13 protein-coding genes are annotated in these 17,907 nt (G+C 71.6%); 12 read left to right on the forward strand and 1 reads right to left on the reverse strand.

Annotated elements, in window-relative coordinates:
• Window positions 1-335 precede the first annotated feature (335 nt).
• The gene (locus tag J5Y05_RS10035; RefSeq protein ID WP_307853812.1) at window positions 336-1,979 is read left to right on the forward strand and encodes a long-chain fatty acid--CoA ligase; all 1,644 of its coding nucleotides are present in this window, start codon (window positions 336-338) and stop codon (window positions 1,977-1,979) included.
• Between the two features lie 28 nt (window positions 1,980-2,007).
• Here J5Y05_RS10035 and J5Y05_RS10040 read toward each other — a convergent pair whose 3' ends face one another.
• The gene (locus J5Y05_RS10040; protein ID WP_247614426.1) at window positions 2,008-3,804 is read right to left on the reverse strand and encodes a helix-turn-helix domain-containing protein; all 1,797 of its coding nucleotides are present in this window, start codon (window positions 3,802-3,804) and stop codon (window positions 2,008-2,010) included.
• Between the two features lie 197 nt (window positions 3,805-4,001).
• Here J5Y05_RS10040 and J5Y05_RS10045 point away from each other — a divergent pair, with 197 nt between their 5' ends.
• The 11 genes from J5Y05_RS10045 to J5Y05_RS10095 all read left to right on the forward strand — a co-directional run bounded on the left by J5Y05_RS10045 (window position 4,002) and on the right by J5Y05_RS10095 (window position 17,732).
• Window positions 4,002-5,336 carry an MFS transporter gene (locus J5Y05_RS10045; protein ID WP_247614427.1) on the forward strand — a complete coding sequence of 445 codons (1,335 nt, stop codon included), beginning with the start codon at window positions 4,002-4,004 and terminating at the stop codon, window positions 5,334-5,336.
• Window positions 5,337-5,452: 116 nt separating this feature from the next.
• The gene (locus tag J5Y05_RS10050; protein WP_247614428.1) at window positions 5,453-7,081 is read left to right on the forward strand and encodes a tannase/feruloyl esterase family alpha/beta hydrolase; all 1,629 of its coding nucleotides are present in this window, start codon (window positions 5,453-5,455) and stop codon (window positions 7,079-7,081) included.
• 87 nt (window positions 7,082-7,168) lie between these two features.
• Complete coding sequence (locus J5Y05_RS10055; protein ID WP_210870496.1) at window positions 7,169-8,179, forward strand: helix-turn-helix transcriptional regulator; 1,011 nt, start codon at window positions 7,169-7,171, stop codon at window positions 8,177-8,179.
• Between the two features lie 423 nt (window positions 8,180-8,602).
• Entirely contained in the window at window positions 8,603-9,418 is an 816-nt protein-coding gene (locus J5Y05_RS10060) for an ABC transporter substrate-binding protein (protein ID WP_210870499.1), read from the forward strand.
• Window positions 9,415-10,512, forward strand: a complete 1,098-nt coding sequence (locus J5Y05_RS10065) for a FecCD family ABC transporter permease (RefSeq protein ID WP_210870501.1) — start codon at window positions 9,415-9,417, stop codon at window positions 10,510-10,512. Before J5Y05_RS10060 ends, J5Y05_RS10065 begins: the two co-directional genes overlap by 4 nt.
• A complete protein-coding gene (locus J5Y05_RS10070) occupies window positions 10,505-11,347 on the forward strand; it encodes an ABC transporter ATP-binding protein (protein WP_210870503.1) in 843 nt (280 codons plus the stop codon). Before J5Y05_RS10065 ends, J5Y05_RS10070 begins: the two co-directional genes overlap by 8 nt.
• Complete coding sequence (locus tag J5Y05_RS10075) at window positions 11,344-12,711, forward strand: MFS transporter (RefSeq protein WP_210870506.1); 1,368 nt, start codon at window positions 11,344-11,346, stop codon at window positions 12,709-12,711. The genes J5Y05_RS10070 and J5Y05_RS10075 overlap by 4 nt, the downstream gene beginning before the upstream one ends.
• Window positions 12,712-13,100: 389 nt before the next feature.
• Window positions 13,101-14,576, forward strand: coding sequence for a sodium:solute symporter family protein (locus tag J5Y05_RS10080; RefSeq protein ID WP_210870508.1), 1,476 nt, complete (start codon window positions 13,101-13,103; stop codon window positions 14,574-14,576).
• 55 nt (window positions 14,577-14,631) lie between these two features.
• Entirely contained in the window at window positions 14,632-16,026 is a 1,395-nt protein-coding gene (locus J5Y05_RS10085; protein ID WP_210870510.1) for an NAD(P)/FAD-dependent oxidoreductase, read from the forward strand.
• 30 nt (window positions 16,027-16,056) lie between these two features.
• Entirely contained in the window at window positions 16,057-17,142 is a 1,086-nt protein-coding gene (locus J5Y05_RS10090; protein ID WP_210870513.1) for an arginase family protein, read from the forward strand.
• A gap of 11 nt (window positions 17,143-17,153) precedes the next feature.
• Window positions 17,154-17,732, forward strand: coding sequence for a helix-turn-helix domain-containing protein (locus J5Y05_RS10095; protein ID WP_210870517.1), 579 nt, complete (start codon window positions 17,154-17,156; stop codon window positions 17,730-17,732).
• Window positions 17,733-17,907 lie beyond the last annotated feature (175 nt).

Here is a 17,907-nt window from a genome sequence, read left to right on the forward strand (position 1 = left end):
CCGAACCGGCCGTACCGGTGACGTGGCGGTGGCGTGGGGTGGCGTGGGGTGGCGTGGCGGGTCGGTGGCGCCGCGGTGTGAGGAACCGCCGCCGAAACGGGTGAACGAGTGGGAGATTCCCCCCTCTCCCCGTTCCGGAGGCCCGCCTAGGGTGACGTGCGGCACACGGCGCGGGCCGCGGCGAGAGGTCACGGCCCGGAGCCTTCACGCCCCTCTCGATCCGTACCCGTCACCCGGGGCAGACCCGGCGACCGCACGAGGAGAGCCATGCCTGATCAGGTCCGCGTCGCCACCGTCACCGCCGGCCGGCCCCTCCGCGCCGGGGGTGGTTCCCGGTGCTGAGGGAGGGAGGGGCGAGCGACACCCCGTACGGGCTGATGCAGCCACGGCCGCTGACCATCGCGCACATCCTGGAGCGCGCCGAACGGCTCTTCGCGCACAAGCACGTCGCGACCGCCGGCGTCGAGCGGCTCACCTACGCCGAGGTGGCGGATCACACGCGGCGCCTCGCCACCGCACTGGACTCCCTCGGCGTCCCGGTCGGCGCCCGGGTCGCCACCTTCGCCCGCAACACCCGGCGTCACCTGGAGATCTACTGCGCGGTGCCCGCGACCAAGCGGGTGCTGCACACGATCAACATCCGGCTCTCCTCGGACCATCTCGCCTACATCGTCAACCACGCCGAGGACGACGTGGTGTTCGTCGACCGCGGACTCCTCCCGCTCATCTGGCGGAGCGTCGGCCACCTGCCCCGGGTGCGGCACTGGGTGGTGCTCCCCGACGGCAGCGACGCGGCGATTCCGGCGGACCCCCGCATCGTGCACTACGACGAGCTGATCTCCGGCGGTGATCCGTTCACGGGCTCGTTCGAGGACACGTTCGTGCTCGCGGACGAGAACCTGGCCTCCGGGCTCTGCTACACCTCCGGGACGACCGGACCGCCCAAGGGCGTGCTCTACAGCCACCGCTCGACGGTTCTGCACTGCCTCGGGACGCTGGCGGCCGGGCTCATCGGCCTGGGCGAGAGCGACGTCGTGATGCCGATCGTGCCCTTCTTCCACGCCAACGCCTGGGGGCTTCCCTACGGCGCGATGATGGCGGGCGCCTCCCTGGTCCTGCCCGGCCCTTCCACGGACCCCGCTCATCTGCTGCGGCTGTGGGAGACCGAGCGGGTGACCGTCGCCGGTGCCGTTCCCACGGTGTGGACGAGCCTCGTTCCCGAGCTGGGGGCCTACGACTTGAGCGCCACCCGCTTCCTGCTCGGGGGCGGCTCCGCCGTTCCCCCGGCGCTGGCGGAGACCTACCGTGCCGCCATCGGCGTACCGATCACCCATTCCTGGGGGATGACGGAGGTCAGCCCCGTCGGGGCCATCGGCGGTACGCGTACCCAGCACCGGGAGGCGACCGCGCAGGAGCGGGTCGCCGTACGGGCCGCCCAGGGCCAGCCCCTGCCACTGGTGAACCTGCGGATCGTCGACGTCGAGACAGGCCGGGAACTGCCGCGCGACGGCCACGCCGTCGGCGAACTACAGGTGGCCGGCGCCTGGGTGGCGGGCGGCTACTTCCGGGTGCGGGCGGATGACAGCTTCACCGACGACGGCTGGCTGCGCACCGGAGACCTGGCCACCATCGACGCCGACGGATACCTGCGGCTCGTGGACCGGATCAAGGACCTGATCAAGTCCGGCGGCGAATGGATCTCCTCGGTCGAACTCGAGTCCGCCATCGCCTCCCACCCCGACGTCGTCGAGGTCGCCGTGATCGCCCGGCCCCACCCGCGCTGGACGGAGCGCCCCGTCGCCTACGTGGTCCTGCGCGACGGCGGCGCGGCCACGGCCGACGACCTCGTGCGGCACCTCACGCCGATGGTCGCCAAGTGGTGGCTGCCCGACGAGTTCGTCTTCATGACGGAACTGCCCAAGACGGGCACCGGCAAGCTGTCGAAGAAGGCCCTGCGGGAGTCGGCACGTACCGTCTGAACCGCGGTGCGCGGACGGCGCGGCGGGCTCACGGCAAGCCGGCGGCGCTCACGCGCAGTTGGTGGAGTCTGAGCCCGATTCGCAGTTCCAGGTCGTTGCCCTGGCGGCAGTCCAGGCCGAGGACGGCGCCGGCGCGGTCCAGTCGCTTCAGCAGCGTGTTGACGTGGATGTACAACGCGCGTGCGGTCGCCGCGACATTGGCCTGGTGGGCGTAGTAGGCGCTGAGGGTGTCGACGAGATGGGTGCCGCGTCGCCGGTCGTAGTCGAGGAGCGGGCCGATCGAGACGGAGAGGAAACGATCGAGTTCGTGGACCCGTTCGGTGTCGAAGAGCATGGCGTACAGGGCGTAACGACCCGTCGTGGCGCCCAGATCGGTGTGCCCGATCGCCCGCATCACCGCACCGCAGCGACTGGCCAGGGAGAAGGCGCGTGACCAGTCGTGATGGACCACCCGTTCGCCGACGGCCAGGACGGGACCGCCCACCGTGCGCCGCAGCCGGCGGTGGACCTCCTCGACGGTCCGCTCGTCGTCGACGCTGTGGAGGAGCATCGTGGCCCTCCCCAGATGCTCGCCGGCCAGTCCGCGGTGGTCCCGGGCGATGTCGCGCAGATGGTGGTAGAGGTCGACCGGCGACAGCGCGGGGGAGTCGGCGACGAGGACCAGATCCAGGTGGCCGGCGTCGATGTCGCGGGCACGGGCGCGGGCGAGCTGGGCCGGGCTGATCCCGGGGCCGCCGACCATCAGCTCGGTCAGCAGCTCTCCGCTCAATCGCTCGCTCGCCTCGACGACGGCCCGCTCCTTGAGGATGAGCAGGCCCAGGATGTGCGTGGCCCGTTCGAGCGTGCGCAGGTCCGCCTCGTCCGGGGCGCCTTGGCGGCCGGCCGCCGCCTGGCTCCACACCAGCGCGCCCAGGTGGTTGTCGCCTGCCTGGATCGCGGCCACGCTCCGGGCGACTCCGGCGGAGGTGACCGAGGTCGTGCAGCGGCCCGAGCTGCGAGCGTCGCGGACGGCGTCGGTCAGGTCCGTCTCCGGGGGCGCGTCGCACGGGCTCGCCGCCGAGGTCCGGCGCACGAGCGCGGCACCGGTCCTGTCGAGGAGGGTGATGCCGCCGCCCAGTTGATCGGCGAGGAGCTGCGCCACGTCGCCGGGTGTCCCGCCCGCCAGCACCACACCGGTCAGGGCTTCGTGGATCGCCTGCGCCCGTTGCATCACCGCCACGTGCTTCTCGATCTTGCGGTAGGCGATGCGCAGTTCGTGCAGGGAGGTCCGGCTCGCCTCGTAGAGACGGGCGTTGTCGAGGGCGACCGCGGCATGGTCGGCGAAGGCGCTCAGCAGCGCGATCTCGTCGGCCTGGAAGGAGCGTTCGGAGCGGTCCCCGGCGAACAGGGCGCCCACCGCCTCACCGCGGATGACCAGGGGGACACCGAGGAGCGCGACGAGTCTTTCGGTGACGACCAGGCGGTCGAAGCCCGGATCGTGCTCGATCAGGGTCGCGGCGGCGTAGTTGCGCACCCAGTGCGGGCTCCGCGAGGCCAGCACCTTGCCGCCGAGGCCCACGCCGGCCGGTATCCCCGCCGCGAGGAAGGAGGCGGAGATCGTCCCCTCCGACGCTCGGGCCGACAGCCCGCCGTCCGCGCCGACCAGGGACAGGTAGGTGAAGTCCGTACCGGTCAGATCGTGGGCGTGGCGGACGATCGACCGCAGCACCTCGTCCAACTCGCCGAGCGCGGTGAGGGACTTGGCGGTCGCGTACAACGACGCCAGTTCGCGCTGCCGGCGCACGAGCGAGTACGACTCCGCCCCGTCGGCCGGGTTGCCGGTCAAGGTGCCCTCCCTCCTCGGCGTCAGGTGCAAGAAAGGCCCACCAGCTCGGCGCGAGGTGTGTGAGATGTACACCTCACCCACAGGGTAGCGGCGCCTTAATGTGACCGCCATCACCTTCCGCGTCATCGACGAAGGCGGCACGCATGACAACCCCGAGCACTCAGCCCGAGGGGCGATCCGAGCCCCTTGGAGCCGACTTGTCCACGACCGGGCGCCGCGCCTCCCGCAAGCTGCTGGCCGCGGGGCTCATCGCCGGCTCGATCGAGTGGTACGACTTCTTCCTCTACGGCACCGCGGCCGCGCTGGTCTTCCCCCGTGTGTTCTTCCCGCACTCCTCGGCCCTGACGGGGACCCTCCTCGCCTTCAGCACGTTCTGGGCGGGCTTCGTGGCGCGGCCGATCGGCGGGGTGCTCGCCGGACATCTCGGCGACAAGTACGGGCGCAAGCCGGTCGTCGTCACCTGCCTGGCGCTCATGGGGGCGGCGACCTTCCTGATCGGCTGCCTTCCCGGCGCGGCGACCATCGGCGCGCTGGCCCCGACACTGCTGGTCGTACTGCGCTTCCTCCAGGGACTCGCGGCCGGCGGCCAGTGGGGCGGCATCGTGCTCCTGCTCACCGAGTCAGCCAGCCCCAAACGGCGTGGCTTCGCCGGAACCTTCGGACAGACCAGCGTCCCCGTCGCCGTGATCGTCTCCAACCTGATCTTCATGGCCGCCAGCGGTCTGATGCCGGACGACGCCTTCCTCGACTGGGGCTGGCGCGTCCCCTTCCTGGCGAGCGTGGTGATGTTCTTCGTGGTGCTCTACATCCAGGCCAAGGTGGAGGACACGCCGGAGTTCCGCGAACTGCAACGGGAGGCGTCACGTGCGGAGGGCGCGGTGAGCCGGGCCCCGCTGGCCCAGGTGGTGCGAACCCGGTGGGGGACCATCCTGCTCGGCTGCGGGCTCCTCTCGGCCACCAACAGCCTCTTCTACGTCAGCGTCTCCGGACTCCTGAGCTACGGCACCGACTCGCTCGGGCTGGAGCGCGACCTCCTGCTCGCGGTCGTGCTGGCGAGCTCCGCGGCGATGCTGGTGACCCTTCCCTGGTCCGGTCACCTCTCGGACAAGGTGGGCCGCCGGCCGCTGATCCTCATCGGTGGCCTCGGTGTTGCCGTCTGGGCCTTCCCGTACTTCCGGCTCGTCGACACCGCGTCACTGCCACTGATCTTCGTCGCGGTGGTGGTGGGGTTCGTCTTCCAATGCCTCACCTACGGTCCGATCGCGAGCTTCCTCGGTGAGCTGTTCGCGCCCAGCGTCCGCTACTCGGGCGCGTCGCTGGCCTACCAGCTCTCCGCGATCGTCGTCAGCGGTGGCACGCCGTTCCTCATGACAGCGCTCATCGCGGAGACCGGGAGCACCGTACCGGTCGCCGTCTACATCATGGTCATGGGCCTGATCACCTTCGCCAGCGCGTGGTTCCTGCCCGAGACGAACACCGCCGAGATCCGCGACGATCCGCACGCCATCCCGGGCACGCACCTGTACCGCTGACGGACCCGACGGACCCGACGGACTTGACGGACCCCACGAGCCCCAGGAAAGAGGCCAGTGTGAGGAGAACATCGGCAAGGAGCGCGAGGACGCGACGGCTCACCCTGCCGGCGGCCATGGTCCTGCTGGCGGGCGCGGTCGGTCTCCTCGACGCCGGACCCGCCACCGCGACGACCGCGGCCCAGGCCGGCCACTCGACGGTGGTGCCGCGGTGCGCCGGACTGGAGCACACGACGATCCCGGCCTCGGTCATGAGCCTGCCGACAACCGGCGGCCGCGTCGTGTCGACGTCGGTCAGGACCGGCGTCGTCGGCGGTGAGACCCTCGTGTACTGCCAGGTCGACGCCGACCTCTTCCCCGTGGACCGGTCGGCGCCCGCCATCAAGATGAGCCTCGCCCTGCCGTACGACTGGAACCGCAAGGCGATGATGTTCGGAGGCGGCGGCTACAACGGGACCATCCCCGACCTGGCGGGAAACGTGCCGTTCGGCCCCGTGGACCGGCCGGTGCCCCTCGCCCGGGGCTACGCGACCTTCGCAAGCGACTCCGGCCACCGGCAGGACCCGGCGGCCCCTCCGTCCCTGGACGGGTCCTTCGGCCTGAACGACGAGGCGCTGCACAACTTCGCCGCCGGTGACGCGCTCAAGAAGACCCGTGACGCGAGCCTCTTCCTCATCCGGCACGCCTACGGGACGCGGCCTGCCGAGGTCTACTTCGCGGGCGGCTCGACAGGCGGCCGGGAAGCCCTCGTGGCCGCCCAACGGTGGCCGACCGCCTTCGACGGCGTGATCTCCGCCTTCCCCGCCTGGAACAACCTCAGCGAGGGCCTCTACCTGGGGTACCTGACGCAGATCCTCTCCGGCCCCGGGGCCTTCCCCGGACCCGAGAAGCAGACGCTCCTCTACGACAGCGTCATCAGGGCGTGCGACGGCCTGGACGGTGTCGAGGACAACGTCGTCTCCCACCCGGGCGGCTGCCACTTCGATCCCCACGTGCTTCGCTGCCCCCGCGGCGCCGACACCGGCCCGGACTGCCTGTCGGACCCCCAGATCAGGGCCGTCACCGCCATGTCCTCCCCGTTCGCGTGGCCGTACCGGATCGCCAGTGGCGAGACCTCGTACCCGGGCTTCCCCTTCCTCTCGGGCGCGGACATGAGGACCCCGTTCCTCGGATTCGGCCAGACCGCGCCGGCGCATCCCATGCCGGTGACGAGCGGCTACGGGATGCAGTACTGGGACCAATGGGTCAGGTACTTCCTGACCCGGGACCCCCACTACAACTCTCTCGACCTGGACCCCCGGAACCCCGGGAAGTGGCTCGCCCGCATCAGCCACCTGTCCACGGTGCAGGACCGCAACGACGCGGACCTCGGCCCCTTCGCACGCGCCGGCGGCAAACTGATCCTGCTCCACGGCGCCGCCGACGAACTGGTCTCCGACCGGTCGACGAGCGACTACTACGAGCGCGTACGCGACATCCTGGGGCCCCGCTCGACGGACGCGTTCCTGCGGTACTACCTCCTGCCCGGGGCGAACCACGCGAACTTCGGCACGCCGGCGTTCGCCGCGAGCACGGACTCGCTCTCGGCACTCGAACGCTGGGTCGAACAGGGGCGGCCCCCCACGAATCCGACCGTCGCCGACACGGCCCACGACCGCACACGCCCCCTGTGCGAATACCCGCGCTGGCCCGAGTACCGCGCGGGTGACCCGGACACCGCGTCGAGCTTCGTCTGCACCCGGTGACACGGGCGCACGGGCCGGCCCGGGGCCACCCGGGCCACGACGGCGACGCCATCGGCCGGAAAGAGAGGCAAGGCTAAGCTTGGTCGCGTGAGTCCTCACTTCTTGTCCGGCGGGGTCGGCTCGGCCGAGCAGGAGCGCCAGTACGCCCGGTACTACGCGGCGATAGCGACCGAGACCCGGGGCCGGAACACCCCGCACGTCACCACGTACACGCTCCGTCCCGAGGTCGGCCGGGGGACGATCGAGGTGACGCGGTTGCAGGGCTCGCTGCGGGTGATCCGGTACGACGTGAGCTTCACCGCCGATCACCGGGTCGACTACCGGTTCCCCGAGGACCGCTTCGAACTGGAGGTCTGTCTCGACGGCCGGTTGCGCATAGCCGAGGAAGAGGCGGGACGGGCGGACCTGTGCCGTTACTCGTCGTCCCTGACGCCTCCGCGGCCGACCAAGGGGATGATCGTGCACCCCTCGGACCAGCCCTATCGCGGTCTCTCGCTGACCGGCTCCCGAGACGCGCTCTCGCCGTACCTGGGGAGCGTCGGCGCCGAGGCGTTCGCCTCGGCGCTGGGACGGCTGGACTCGTCCAGGGGCGCCGACCTCTACCTCGGGCGGGGAGCACGGCTGCGCGGTCTGCCGAACCTGCTGGCCGGCCTCTTCGAGGCGCGTGCCGAGACCCCCGGCAAGACCCTGATGATGGAGGCCCGGGTGATGGAGGCCCTGGCCCTGGTCACCGATGCCGCGTCGTCGTGCCGGGGGCAGGACGCGGTGGCCGACCACGAGGCCGAGGCGGTGCGCCGGGTCCCGCTGATCCTCTGGCGGGAGCGCCACGACCCGCCCACCCTCGCCGAGGTCGCCAGGGAGCTGTCGATGAGTCCGAAACGCCTGGCGAGCGCCTTCCGGACGGAGTTCGGCGTGACGCCGATGGAGCACCACCGCCGTCGCCGCCTGGAACGCGCCGCCGACCTGCTCCTGGACACGGACTGGACGGTCGAGCGGATCGGACACGAGGTCGGGTACGCCGCGGCGAGCAACTTCGTCTACGCCTTCCGCCGGCGTCTCGGGACGACTCCCGCCGCCTACCGGCGCGCACGGCTCTGACCTCTCCGCGCCCCCGGCCGCGACCGCGGACGCCGCCCCGGCCCCGGGCCGCTCCCTCCACAGGGGCGGGTCCCCCGCTCCACACCAGGCTCTCCCTCCCGGCGCGAGGATCGGTCGGGGCCGCAGCGGCGGCCTTCTCCGACCGTTTTGAGAAGAGGTCCGGGCCGTATGCCTACTCGTGTGCCGCACAGGCCGGTGGCCGCCGTCGTGGTGGCCGTCGCCGTCGGGGTCGCCACGCTGACGGGGTGCTCCCCGGGAGCGTCCTCCCCGTCGTCACCCTCGTCATCGGCGTCGTCATCGTCATCGTCATCGGCGTCGCCGTCGTCCGGGGTACGGGCGGACACGGCCTGGCCGCGTGAACTGACCCTGTTCGACAACGCGGGCGAGGAGCTGACCCAGACGATCACCTCCGAGCCGAAGCGCGTGGTGGTCGTCGGGCAGAACCTCGCCGAGTTGATGATCGCCTTCGGCCTGGAGGACCGGATCGTGGGCGTGGGCTACCTCGACGGCGCCGATTCGTACTACCGCGAGGAACTGGCGGAACTGCCGCACCTCACCGACCAGGTGCCGTCCGCCGAGGCGGTGATGGCGCTCGACCCCGACGTGATCCTCTCCATGTCGTTCGCGATGACGGACGAGAACCTGGGGTCCGTCCCGACGTGGAACGCCCGCGGGGTGTCGGTCATCACGGCGGACAACTACACCATCGGCCGTGACCTCGACACCTACTTCGCCGACATCCGCAACCTCGGTGCCGCGTTCGACGTCTCCGACCGGACCGACGCCTACATCGCCCGCGAGAAGAAGACGCTGGAGGACATCGGGTCCCTCACCCGGTCCGCGAAGGACACGCCCCGCGTGCTGCTGGTGGCCTCCGGCGGCGCCAACAAGCTGACGTACAACTACTACTCGCCCTCGCTCGGCCTGGTGGACGAGATGGTGCGGGCGGCGGGCGGCACCTACGTCGAGGTGTCGAAGGACGCGTACGCGGAGATGTCGGCCGAGACGATCATCAGTGTCGACCCCGACGTGATCGTGATGACGCAGTTCCAGAAGGCCGGCGCCGAAGCGGAGAAGGACCGGCTGCTGGGCGACGACCGCCTGCGCGACGTCACCGCGATCTCCCGGGGCCGGGTCATGCTGCTGGACTACTCCACCTCGGTACGGGGCACCCCGCACCTGGGCGAACTGACGCGGAGACTCGCGGAGTTCCTGCACCCCGAGGCCGGTCACCGGTGACCGGCGGCGACGGAGCGGCCCCGGTCGCCGGGGAGGACGCGCCGGTTGCTCCCCGGCGGCCCGGCGGGGCGGTCGCCGTCCTGACGGTCACGGCGGTGCTGTGCGCCTCGATCCTGCTCGCCGTCTCGATCGGGCAGATGAGCATCCCGTTTCCCGAGGTGATCGCCGTCCTCGGACGGAAGCTGCTCGGCACGGACGTCCCGGCCGGAGCCGGCGGAGCGCGGTTCGAGAACGTGGTCTGGGAGATCCGGCTGCCGCGCGTGCTCCTGAGCGTCCTCGTCGGCGCGGGTCTGGCGATGTGCGGGGTCGTCATGCAGGCGTCCCTGCGGAACCCCCTGGCCGATCCCTACCTGCTGGGGGTGTCCGCGGGCGGCTCGCTCGGCGCTACCGTGGCGATCCTGTCGGGCTTCGGGGCCGGCGGGCTGCTCGCGGGCGCGGCCCTTCCGGTGTGGGCCTTCCTCGGCAGCCTCGCCGCCACCGCCGTCGTCCTGCTGGTCGGCGCGCTGGGACCGAGGACCTCGGCCGTCAAGCTCGTGCTGGCGGGCGCGGCCGTGAACGCGCTCTGCTCGGCGATCACCAGTTCGTTCGTGTACTTCGCGGCCTCGGCCGAGGGCATCCGCTCCGTGACGTTCTGGATGCTGGGCAGTCTCGCGTCGGCGACCTGGGCGGACATCCCCCTCACCGCCGGAGCCGTCCTGACCGCGGCCGTCGTGATGGGCACACAGATCCGCAGCCTCGACGTCATGCTCACCGGGGACGAGTCGTCGCTCACCCTCGGCGTCGACTCCGCCAGCCGGCGACGCCTGTACCTGCTGGTCTGCGCGCTGGTCACCGGAATCCTCGTCGCGCGCACCGGGGTGATCGGCTTCGTCGGCCTGCTCGTGCCGCACGTCGTGCGCGGCATCGTCGGTTCCTCCCACCGCCGTCTGCTGCCGGTGGCGGTGGTCGGCGGCGGGTTGTTCCTGCTGTGGGCCGACGTGATCGCCCGCGTCGCCGTCTCCCACTCCGAACTGCCCATCGGCATCGTCACCGCCGTCCTGGGCGCCCCCGTCTTCCTGCACATGCTGACCCGCAAGGAGTACCGCTTTGGCTGACACCCCGCCCGTGGCGCCGGGCCTGCGCGCGGCCGGGGTCACCGTCGAACTCGGCGGCACCCCGATCGTCCGCGACATCGATGTCTCCGTGAACGGCGGCGAGTTCGTCGGGGTCGTCGGGCCCAACGGCTGCGGCAAGAGCACGCTGCTGAAAGCCCTCTACAAGGTCGTCACACCGACCGGGGGCACGATCAGGCTCGGAGACCTGGACGTGCGCCGTGCGCGGCCCGCCGTCGTCGCGCGCCATCTGGCCGTGATCTCACAGTTCCAGGAAGCCGGCTTCAACCTGACCGTCCGCGACATGGCCGCCCTCGGCAGGACCCCGCACCTCGGGCTCCTGGAACCCCACGGCGCGCACGACCGCCGCGTCGTCGCGCGGGCCCTGCGCGCCGTCGGGCTGGACGAGGACGCGGAGCGCGACATCCAGACCCTCTCCGGCGGAGAACTCCAACGCCTCGCCCTCGCCCGGTCCCTGGCGCAGGAACCCGGGTTCCTGATCCTGGACGAGCCCACCAACCACCTCGACGTCCGCCACCAGCTACAGGTCCTGGACATCGTCCGCGGCCTCGGCATCGGCGTCCTCGCGGCACTGCACGACCTGCACCTGGCCGCCCGCTACTGCGACACGGTCTACGTCCTCGACCACGGCCGGGTCGTCGCCGCCGGAGCCCCCCGGCGGGTCCTGACCCCCGCGCTGATCCGCGAGGTCTACCACGTCGACTGCGAGACGTTCACCGACCCGAGGGGGAACCTCGCCTTCGCGTACGCCTGCCCGGCACCGGCACCGGCACCGGCACCGGCGCCCGCGCCGGCCTCGCCGCGGGGAGACGCATGAGGCGGCAGATACCGCTCGTCATCTCCTGCACCGCGACCTTCCTCCTGCTGGCGTACGCCACGATCGTGACCGTCGCGATGCCCGTGATCGCCGCCGACCTCCGCACCGGCTTCGGCGCCCTCCAGTGGGTCATCGACGTCTACACCATCGCCCTCGCCGCCCTCCTCGTCCCGCTGGGCACGGTCGGCGACCGGATCGGCAGGCGCTCTCTCCTCCTGTGGAGCCTCGTCGCGTTCGCCGCCGCCTCACTCGCCTGCGCCCTGGCCCCCGACGTCCTCGTGCTGGTCCTCGCCCGGCTGGTGCAGGGGATCGCCGCCGCCGCGCTGTTCGCCACCACCCTGCCGCTGCTCGACGCCACCTACGGCGGCCGGGCCCGACACCGCGCCTTCGCCGTCTGGGGCGCCGTGTCCGGTCTGGCCGCCGCCGTCGGCAACGTCTCCGGAGGGCTGCTCTCCGCCTTCGGCTGGCGTGCCGTCTTCGCCGCCGCCGTTCCCCTCGCGCTCGCCGCCGCGCTGCTCACGGCGGTGTTCCTCCCGCGTGACCGGCCCGGCGGGCGCTCCCCGCTGGACGTGACCGGGATGGTCCTGTTCGCGGCGGCCGTCGGCGGACTCATCGCCGCCACCCTGGTGTTCGCCGAGCACGGGGCGAATCCGACGGCGACGACGGTGCTCGTGGCCTGCGCGTGCCTGGGGGCCGGGTTCGTCGCGCGCGAACGCCGCCGACCGGCCACGGCGCTGCTCGGTCCCGCACTGGTCCGCAACCGTGTCTTCCTCGTCGCGTCCGTGGTCGCCGCCGCGTACTACTTCGCCGCCTTCGGCGCGCTCCCGGCCGTCTCCTTCTGGCTCCAGGACGCGCTCGGCACGACCCCGGTGGCCACCGCGCTGATCCTCTCCGTGCAGCCGGTGACCTTCTTCCTCACCTCCGTGCTGCTCGGCGCCCGCTTCGGGCGGCTGCACCGGCGTACCCCGTTCGCGGCCGGCCTGGTGATCTGCGGAGCCGGATGCCTCGCTCTCCTCCTCCCCGCGCTGGTACCCGGGTGGCGGGCCGTCCTGGCCGCGATGGTCCTCACCGGCATCGGCTCCGGAATCATCTCCCCGGTGCTCCCCGCTGCCGCCATGGACGGCGTGGCCCCGTCCCGGACCGGCGTCTCCTCCAGCGCGGTCAACGCGGCACGCCAGTTTGGGCTCAGCCTCGGCATCGCCGCCTGCGCCACCGCCGTACGCGTCCACACGCCCGGTGACGGCCCCACCCTGTGGTCCCGCGCCCTGGTCACCATCGCCCTGCTCACCGCCCTGGTCTGCGCGGCGGCGACCACGGCGGTACTCCTCGGCCTGCGCCGCCCGTCTCCCGACGCGTCCGCCTGAGGGCCGCCTCCGGCCTCCGGGCGCACCGGCTCCTCGGCCCGGCAGAGGGGTGGGCTCTCGCTCGACTCCGCCAGGAAGCCGGGCGGGCCGGCGGCGGTCACGTGGCGCCGGGTGAACAGCACCGCCACCGTGACCCCTGCCCCTGGGGGAGGGGCAGGCCCCGGCCCTCCGCCCCCTTCCGGGATGCCGCGAGCAACTCCGGCCGCCCCTGGTCCCCGGTGCGGCCGAGTCGTTGACAGACAGATCACCCCCTCCTAATATCGCCCTCACCGATATCGCCCTGAGCGATACGCGACGAGTTTCGAGGTTCGCGCACCGCGGTCGCCGACCGCGGGAAGCGGGGCCACGCCCCCAGCGTCATTCCCCAGCCCTTCCGAAAGGGATGCTCCATGGCTCTCGTCATCGTTGTAAGCGCCTTCGCGTTGGTCCTCGCGGCAGCGAGCCTCTTCTCACGCCGTTACGTGAAGTCCGGTGAGGACTTCTACCTCGCGGGACGCCGGATGCCCTGGTGGGGGATCGGGCCCACCATCGCGGCCGGTCTCTTCGGCGGAACGTCCATGCTCGTCGTGGCGGGCAACTCCATGAGCTACGGCGTGAGCGCGATCTGGATCCTGGCCGTGCCGTCGTGGATCGGCGCCTTCGTGGCCACCGTCTTCTTCGCGAGAAAGGTCCGAAGACTCAAAGGCGTCGCGTCCGTCCCGGACATCGTCGCCCTGCGCTACGGGGAAGGCACCCGCACGGTCTTCACCATCGTCACCATCTTCTTCTACGTCGGATTCACCACCTCCCAGCTCCTCGCGCTCGGCATCTTCATCAACGGCTTCACCGGCCTGCCCCTGCTGCCAGCCATGGGCGCCACCCTGCTCGTGGGCCTGGTGCTGGCCGGCGCGTCCGGCTTCCTCGGCGTGGTCATCACCGACGGCATCATGTGCGTCATCCTCGCCATCGGCGTCGGCGTCCTCGCGGTGACCGGCGTGCGGTGGGCGGGCGGCTGGTCCGGCATCGTCGACACCCTGGCCGCGGAGAGCCCCGGACACCTCGACCTGTTCTCCTCGTCCATCACCCCCGGCGTCGCGATGGCCTACGTCGCGGCCTTCGGCCTCGCCCTCGTGCCCCAACAGGACATCCTGCAACGGTTCGCCAGCGCCAAGGACGCGGGCCATGCCGTGCGCGGCGGCCTCTTCGCCCTGCTGATCTTCATCCCGCTCTACCTGTTCCCTGTGGTCGCCGGCCTCGCCGCGACCGTGTGGCTGCCCCGCAACGGCCACGAGGCCCTGCCCGCCGAGTCACTCGTCTCGTGGACGTCGAAGAACATGTACTCCCCGTGGGTCTCGGCCTTCCTGTTCCTGGCCGTGACGGCGGCGATCCTGTCCACGCTCACCACCACCATCAACTCCTGCGCCCTGAACGTCACCAAGGACATCTACCTGCGCGTGACCGGGGACCGGGCCTCCCCGTCCCGCACCGTCGCCGTCGGCCGGATCTCGACGGTCCTCGTCGGCCTGGTGGCCCTGCTCTTCGCCACCGTCTTCGACTTCATCCTCGGCGCGCTCTACCTCGCGTTCTCCATCGCCTTCGCCGGCATGCTCGTACCGATCGTCGCCGCGTTCTACTGGCGGCGCGCCAACGGGTACGGCGCGTCGTGGAGCGCCCTGTCGGGCAGCGGGTTCGTGATCCTCGACTTCGCCCTGCGCGAGCTGGGGGTCGCCGTGCCCTGGCCGGGCGAGCCCTACTCCCTGCTCATCGCGTTCTGCATCTCGTTGTCCGCCCTGATCGCCGGCAGCCTCCTCACGGCGCCCCCGCCCGCTCACGTCCTCGACGAACTCGACCGGTCGAGCGATCCGGAACCCGCGGCCACGGCGTGATCCCCCGCTCCCTCTCCCCTCACCCCTGCTCGCCTGCCGAAGACAAGGAACCATCATGGGCACGCCACTGAGTGCCGGCTACCGGAACGGGCAGGTCTCGTTCTGGCGCAACACCGCCGGGGACCTCCCCGCCCGCCCGCCGCTGGAAGGCGACCTCCAGGTCGACGTGGCCATCGTCGGCGCCGGATACACCGGCCTGTGGACGGCCTACTACCTCAAGAAGGCCAGCCCGGACCTGCGCATCGCCGTCCTGGAGGCCCGCCACGTCGGGTTCGGTGCCTCCGGCCGCAACGGCGGCTGGCTCTCCGGCGAACTGGGCGGCTCACGGGAGCGGTACGCCGCCGAGTCCTCCCGCGACGCCGTGATCCGCATGCAACGCGCGGTCATCGACAGCATCGACGAGGTGATCGACGTCGCGGAGGCCGAAGGCATCGACGCCGACATCACCCGCAACGGGCTCCTGTACACGGCGCTGACGGAGAGCCAGCGCGGCCGGCTCGCGAAGACGGTCGAGTACAAGCGCGCGTGGGGGAACTCCGAGGAGGACTTCCGCCTGCTCACCGAGGACGAGATCCGGTCGAGGATCACCGTGTCCGGCGTCAGGGCGATGGCGTTCAGCCCGCACGGCGCCCGCATCCACCCGTTCAGGCTGGCGACCGGACTGGCGGACGCGGTGGAGCGCCTCGGGGTGCGGATTCACGAGCGGACGCCCGTGCTCGCCATCGAGCCGCGCACGGCGCGCACCCCGCACGGTGTGGTGAGCGCCGACTACGTCCTGCGCGCCACCGAGGGGTTCACCGCGGGCCTGCCGGGGGCGCGACGGCAGTGGCTGCCGATGAACAGCGTCATGATCGCCACGGAGCCGCTGCCCGAGCGGACCTGGCAGCGGATCGGCTGGAACGGGTTCGAGCTCCTGGGCACCCAGGGCCACGCCTTCCTGTACGCACAGCGCACCGCCGACGGCCGGATCGCGATCGGCGGACGCGGCAACCCGTACCGGTACGGCTCCCGCACCGACACCGACGCCGCCGCCCGGCCCGGGGACGTCGACGCCCTCTGGTCCAGCCTGACCTCGATCTTTCCCGACGTGCGCGGCTCCGCGGTCGCGCACGCGTGGTGCGGCGCACTGGGAGTGGCCCGCGACTGGTGCGCCACGGTGCGGCTGGACCACCGAAGCGGCACCGGGATCGCCGGCGGCTACGCCGGGCACGGACTGGCGATGGCCAACCTCGCGGGCCGGGCCCTGCGCGACCTCGTGCTGCGGCGCGACAGCGACCTCACCTCGCTGCCGTGCGTGGGCCGCACGGTGCGCACCTGGGAACCGGAACCGCTGCGCTGGATCGGGGTGCAGGCCCTCTACGCCCTGTACCGGCGCGCGGACCACAACGAACGCCACCGACCGGACACCTCGCGGCTCGCCCGGGTCGCGGACGCCATTTCCGGCCGGTAGGAGCACGCCGAAGAAGGAGTGAAGGAACCAGTGCGAAACGACCAGATCGAAGCCATGTTCGACCGCGCCACGGTCATCGCGGAGCGGTCCGGAAAGCGGGTCGAGCGGCGGGCCGAGGCCCTGCTGCGGCCGGGGGTACCGACCTTCGCCGAGGTCGACCGCGTCCGCCTCGACGGGTTGCGGGAGTACGACGCCGTCTTCTACGGCATACCGTTCGAGGGCTTCGTGGTGAAGGACCCGCGCAACTTCTACCCGCAGGGCACGGCTCCCGCGCCGGGCCACGACGTCTACTCACGTCCCGGCGCGTACGAGGCACCCACGGCGATCCGGCAGGCATCCCTGTTCTACTCGATCGACCACTCGAACTGGCTGCTGCCGGAGCGCGGTCTCGTGGTGGGCGACCACCTGAGGGCAGGCGATCTCGGTGACGCCCCGATCGGGGAGCAGACCCCCGAGGAGATCCTGGAGTGGCTGCCCGGACACATCGGTGAGATCACCCGGGCCGGTGCCGTGCCGCTGATCTTCGGCGGTGACCACAGCGTGTCGCTGCCGACCATCGCGGGCATCTTCGCGGCGACCGGCAAGAAGCTCGGGGTGGTCACCTACGACGCGCACTACGACCTGTCGTGGTACCCGAGGTACTGGGCGGGCTCGCAGTGGGCTCGGGCGATGGAGATGGGCGCCCTCGAACCGGCCAACCTCGTCCACCTCGGTATCCGCGGGGTGCGCAACTCCCACTTCTGGCACGCCGCGGCGGCCGAACTGGGGACCACGGTGCTGACCATCGACGACATCGAGCGACGGGGCGTCGAGGAGGTGAGCGTCGAAGCGCGGGAACGGGCTCTGAGCGGCTGCGACGCGCTCTATGTCTCCATCGACGTCGACGTGTTCGACCCGGCGGCGCTGCCGGCCCAGAAGTACCCGGAGGTAGGCGGACTGACCGCCCGTGAGATGCTGCGTTCCCTGCGGACCGTGCTCGGTGACGGGCGCGAGCTGGTCGGGTTCGACTTCTCCTGCCTGGGGCCCGCCTACGATCACCAGTACCACGGTGCGGCTGTGGCAGGGCGGTGTTACATCGAGGTGCTCGCGGCCTTGGCGGCGGGCCGGAAGGGCTGAGGTCTGAACGCATGGACCACAACGATCCGTCCACGGTCGGGAGGACGATCAGGTCGCTGCGCATCCAGCAGGGCATCACGATGGTGCAACTCGGAAAGCGTGCCGGGATCTCGCAGTCCTATCTCAGCGAGATCGAGACCGGCAAGGCGTCACCGAGCCTCACCACCCTCTTCGCGCTCGCGGAACAACTCGGGATGACCCCTGCCGGCCTCCTGCGCCCCTCCGTGCAGGAGGACGAGATCGTCGTGGTCCGGGCCGACGAGGCCGCCGACGTCTACCCGGTCAGCGACACCACCGGCGACGTCCACTTCCGTGCCGTCCTGCGGCAGGGACCCCTGTCGATGTCGGAGTTCGTCGCCTCCCCCGGCGACGACCTCACCGGCGACTTCAGCCACAGCGGCTACGAGGTGATCTACGTGGCGCAGGGCAGCCTGGTCGTGACCCTCAGCGGTCACGACCCGGTGTCGCTCACCGTCGGCGACACCATGTCCTACCCCGGGGAGCTGCCCCACTCGTGGGAGATCGCGGGGACCGAGCCGGTGCGCGTGTTCCAGGTCCTCGACACACCCGCCGCCCACCCTCCGCACTGAGGCGGGCCGGCGGGCCGGCAGCGGGTGGCGGACCCGCGGGTCGGCAGCGGGTGGCGCACCGTGCGGGTCGCTCGCGTGCGCCGTGGGCCGGACGAGGCCGGGCCCGCGTCAACCTGATGAACCGGACGCGGGTTTATTTACCCCTTTCCAGTGATTCGGTGGGTGCGGACGGGTG

It is taken from the genome of Streptomyces tagetis (genome assembly GCF_018069565.1).
Lineage (GTDB): Bacteria > Actinomycetota > Actinomycetes > Streptomycetales > Streptomycetaceae > Streptomyces > Streptomyces tagetis.